Source organism: Gluconobacter sp. P1D12_c (genome assembly GCF_018812105.1).
GTDB lineage: Bacteria > Pseudomonadota > Alphaproteobacteria > Acetobacterales > Acetobacteraceae > Gluconobacter > Gluconobacter oxydans_A.
The window spans coordinates 1-446 of the sequence record NZ_JACSIQ010000476.1; the positions used below are offsets into that span (position 1 = coordinate 1).

A 446-nucleotide genomic window follows, 5' to 3' on the forward strand; every position below is an offset into this window, starting at 1 on the left:
TTATCTGCTCATGAAGCGAAGCAGTTTGAGCTATCTTTTTAATACTGATTTAGCCTTTAGCATGGAGGTCGAAACCCCAATGCTAGACCCCGGACCTTCGGGGTCGTCGCTCTAGGCAATAGAGCGATCAGAACCCTTTTGAGGCTTCGCCTTAGGTTCCCACGTCGCCTGGAATGACTCAAGCCACTCCTTCGCAATCCTATCGCAATCACGCATTAAATCATCCAACGTGTAGACAGTCTTAATGAACGGAACAGGATTAATTCCATGCGAATCCAAAGAATCAAAAACTAAACCAAGATAAGTTTCAAGCTGTTCATTCTTCTTCTGTAAATCTCTGAACGGCTTGCCCTTATCAAAACTTTTTTCGCGTTCGCTTTTCAATTCGTTCAATAGTGATTTTCGTGATTCATTACTTTTGTGAATTTTTGTTTTTAGTGATGAAT

1 protein-coding gene is annotated in these 446 nt (G+C 41.5%); it reads right to left on the minus strand.

Features of this window, described 5'->3' with window-relative positions; translation table 11 throughout:
• Nucleotides 1-111: 111 nt before the first annotated feature.
• A partial coding sequence (locus tag KP705_RS17745; protein WP_215765238.1) for a hypothetical protein occupies nt 112-446 on the minus strand: 335 nt, incomplete at its 5' end.